This is a genomic window from Geobacillus zalihae NBRC 101842 (assembly GCF_001544135.1).
Classification (GTDB): domain Bacteria; phylum Bacillota; class Bacilli; order Bacillales; family Anoxybacillaceae; genus Geobacillus; species Geobacillus zalihae.
The window spans coordinates 1-3,527 of sequence record NZ_BCPV01000115.1 but is presented as its reverse complement, the minus strand read 5'-3'; the positions used below and the strand labels follow the sequence as shown (position 1 = coordinate 3,527).

The following is a 3,527-nucleotide window of genomic DNA, read 5'->3' as shown; positions in this document are numbered from 1 at the left end:
TGTTTATTGCAAAATAAAAATGCAGAGATCTGCAGAGAATTTGGCTTAGGCCAACTTTACATGGAGAGGGGGGCGTGATAGCCTTTTTAGGCATAGCCAGCCCTTGATATTGCTGGCTTCCTGGCTTTTTCATCACGCCCCCAGAGGCTCCATGTCAAGTTGTAATTCTCTGCACTTTTCGTTGCGAAACTCTGTATTTTTTCTTTGCAGAAAACAGTCAATCGACGTGGGGCGCCAGGTGAGTATTTCATCTCCAGTCCATCAAGACCGCGCTGGGCGTAGGCATGAATATAGTTATAAATAGTTTTCTTGGATCGACCAATAATCGTTGCGATTTCTCCTTTGGTATATCCCTGCAAATGAAGATAAATCGCTTGGTAGCGTTCATATGCTCGTTTACTTTTTGCTTCTTTCATGGCAGTGGACAACTTTTCGATCTCGTCTTTGTGATTTGGCATCATATTTTCTCTCCGTTCCCCTATTTTCTCTTTGTATTTATTCGCCGTGGAACGGGAGAAAACCTTTATTTCAATTTATATAGTCGACCGTATGCTTCTTGATCAGTTCCAAATCCCCTTCGCGAATATCGAGTCTCACCCCACGCTCGTCGAACACGTGTTTCATAAAAGATGGATACTCGCCGCGCACTTGAACGTCGGCGCAAAAGATATTCCCTTCATTCCATCCACCTTCAATTTGATTGGCAGCCGTCGCCCCTCCCCATAAAAAGCCTTCTGGAAACTTTTTATTCATCGGGTTATTCCTCCCTCTCTATAAGGCCGGTGATTTAGTGAAACATCTCGGAAAATGGACTTTTTTCTCAAATAGAGAAGTCTTGCAAAATCAACGCTTCTCTTTCGGCCGAAAACAATGGGTTCGGCGAAATCAGTCGTTTTTCACCAGCCTCCTATAGGCACATAATAAACAGGAAGAGCACCTCCCCAGTGCTCCCCCTCCTCATTAGTTTACCAAAAATAACCTTGGTATCCTAGAATAGCAAGTTTAGGCTCTTCACCACAAAGTGTACTTGACAAAGAAAGACGATTATGATAGAGAAAATCAAAACAGCATTTTTCCTTTTTATACCACACATCTCTTTGAGCAACATTGCTATCATGTTTGTCTTTAAAAGTCAAGTACATCTTTTGGTGATGAACCCAAGTTTACACATTCAATTGGCTCTTCACCACAACATGTACTTGACAAGCAATACGGTTTCCTGCACAAAGATGTGCAAAAATCACAGATTTGTTGATTTTCCCTCACAAGCGTAAATAGGGGATGTTCAGAAAAAATCAAGTACAACTTTTGTTGAAGAGCCATTCAATTCCTTAATGCATGTTTATTTTTCAACATTCGTTTTTCAAAGATAGTAAGTAGGGATGATGATTGCAGCAAGATGTTATAAAAAACTGAACCGTGTTTTTCGCGGGAGTTCCAGAGCAAAAATTTTTTCGTCGTGTTGATCGCCCAGCGATCATTCAACCCGATATGAATAAGAATTGGCTACTTTGACATGAACTTTCTCACCCACGACGCCGCAGCCCGAGCCAACGATCACTCCAATGAAAACGGAGAAAACGCTTGTTCAAAAAGCCGTTTTCTTTCCCTGATTCACATTGTATAATCAAAAAAGAGGAGGTGAATAAGCGTGGAGCGCGATACAGTTGTGAAAGAAGTAGTCGAGGCGCTGAAAATATTCTCCCGCGACATCCGCACCCAAATTGACGAAATGGGAAGCCAGCTGAGGGCGGAAATCCAAGACACTGCTAATCAGCTAAGAGCAGAAATCCAAGACACCGCTAATCAGTTGAGAGCGGAAATGCAAGAAACAGCCAACCAACTGAGAGCGGAAATGCAGCAATTTCGCGCCGAGGTGAACGAGCGGTTCGACCGACTCGAACAAAAATTCGCTGGCTTGCGCGTGGAGCTGACCGAAACGCAAGAAACCGTCCATTTCCTCGCGTCCAAAACCATCCAGCACGAGAAAAAACTCCACCATCTTGCCAAACAGCTTGAATCCATTCGCTAGTTTTCCTTCATCCGAAAGCCGCGTTTGACTGCAAGTCAAGCGCGGCTTTGATTTTTGCATCTCGGCTTCTTTGATCCCGGATCAAATCCCTCCCTGCCCGACCGCGCACGAGGGCGGAAGAGAAGCTGATGATTTATCCGTCATCATGAACACAATTGGTTTCCAATACGCAACCAAAACTCTGTCCCCGGACAAAACGCCAAAAACAGAGAACGAGCTCCGATAAAGTTGACGGGGCTTTTGCGTGCATAATTGCTGCTCCTTTTGACGCACAATATAAATACGAAAGAATCCTTTTCATGATTTGAGGGAGGAATCATCCATGTCATTTTTGTGGAGCTTGATTGTCGGGGGCGTCATCGGTTGGCTCGCAGGTCTTCTGACAGGCCGCGATATTCCCGGCGGAATCATCGGCAACATCATCGCTGGGTTCATCGGCGCTTGGCTTGGCACAGCGCTGCTCGGCAACTGGGGGCCGACCATCGGCGGATTTGACATCATCCCCGCACTGATCGGTTCGGTTATCCTCATTTTGCTTGCAAGTTTTGTCATTCGCAGATGGCACAGGACGGCGTGATTCCAAAAACCTTAGGGTCGCAATGGATTCCGCTTATGCAAGACTCATAGCGCAATCTTCCATCTCCAAATTCATGCTCACACATGAAGGAACCGGGCCCTTCTCAGCCCGGTTTTACAAGTTCATCATTTAGTTCGATATAATTGAAAATCGTCCAGCGTTCCCCAAGCGCCGCCATTTGCCTTGATGCTCACTCCGATCGTCACAGTTCCATCACCAATATAAATATCATGAATCTCAGGATGACTCCAATTCAACCAACCATTCACCGTGGCAGCTGCCCGATACTCTTTACCTCCTGTTTTCGCATACAAGTATATTTCCGCATCGGAGGCATCTCCACCTTGCAAAAACATCGATAAATCATAATATCCCGGCTCTAATCCGGTGATCGTCTGTTCTACCTGGAAATCAACAGCCTCGCTCGAATAGAAGTGAAGGGAATAGTTTCCCGATTTCGCATCCGCAGCTTTCTCCAAATAATCCGTATGTGGAGAAGTGCCGTTTCGATAAATGATGGTCCACATCGTTCTATCTTGATCCTCGAAGCTCGGATTCACTACATAGTTTTTCGGTGTAATGTCAAGATAGGCTTTTACCGTCTCTCCACCCTCCACTATACCTTGAATCACATGTGTTCCGATGCCAATTCTCAGCGCTTGATCCAACTCGTCCTGATCCCATTTCACAGAAACAGAGCGTTGGCTCCCATCATTATAAGTAGCTGTTACCGTATCAGGCAACTCAACCGGTTCACCAACTATAGCGCGAATATATATGTCTTTGATTTCATCGATTTTCAAAGGAGCTACAGCTCCTGTGTTTACATATTTAAACACATATAATGATGGTAAAGGTCGGCCATTAAAATCGAACAGCGCTTGATTATCTACAGCACTCCCCCCGTGCCATATCGGG

Annotated in this window: 3 protein-coding genes and 3 pseudogenes; 2 read left to right on the top strand and 4 right to left on the bottom strand. The window is 45.1% G+C overall.

The annotated features are described in order from the left end of the window. Nucleotides 1–215 precede the first annotated feature (215 nt). The 3 pseudogenes from GZ1_RS17495 to GZ1_RS18690 all read right to left on the bottom strand — a co-directional run. A pseudogene (locus GZ1_RS17495) lies at nt 216–461 on the bottom strand (helix-turn-helix domain-containing protein); the annotation flags it as partial. Between the two features lie 73 nt (nt 462–534). Next, a pseudogene (locus GZ1_RS19085) lies at nt 535–672 on the bottom strand (family 1 glycosylhydrolase); the annotation flags it as partial. Next, nucleotides 673–753 (bottom strand): annotated as a pseudogene (locus GZ1_RS18690) (family 1 glycosylhydrolase); the annotation flags it as partial. Between the two features lie 898 nt (nt 754–1,651). Between GZ1_RS18690 and GZ1_RS17480 the strand changes: the two are divergent. Next, nucleotides 1,652–2,032 (top strand): hypothetical protein, encoded by a 381-nt coding sequence (locus GZ1_RS17480; RefSeq protein ID WP_013146024.1) that lies wholly within the window; start codon nt 1,652–1,654, stop codon nt 2,030–2,032. 322 nt (nt 2,033–2,354) lie between these two features. Beyond that, complete coding sequence (locus GZ1_RS17475; protein WP_033008370.1) at nt 2,355–2,609, top strand: GlsB/YeaQ/YmgE family stress response membrane protein; 255 nt, start codon at nt 2,355–2,357, stop codon at nt 2,607–2,609. A gap of 125 nt (nt 2,610–2,734) precedes the next feature. Here the strand turns inward: GZ1_RS17475 and GZ1_RS17470 are convergent. Next, nucleotides 2,735–3,527 (bottom strand): Ig-like domain-containing protein (locus tag GZ1_RS17470; RefSeq protein WP_174520699.1); only part of this gene is annotated, 793 nt, incomplete at its 5' end.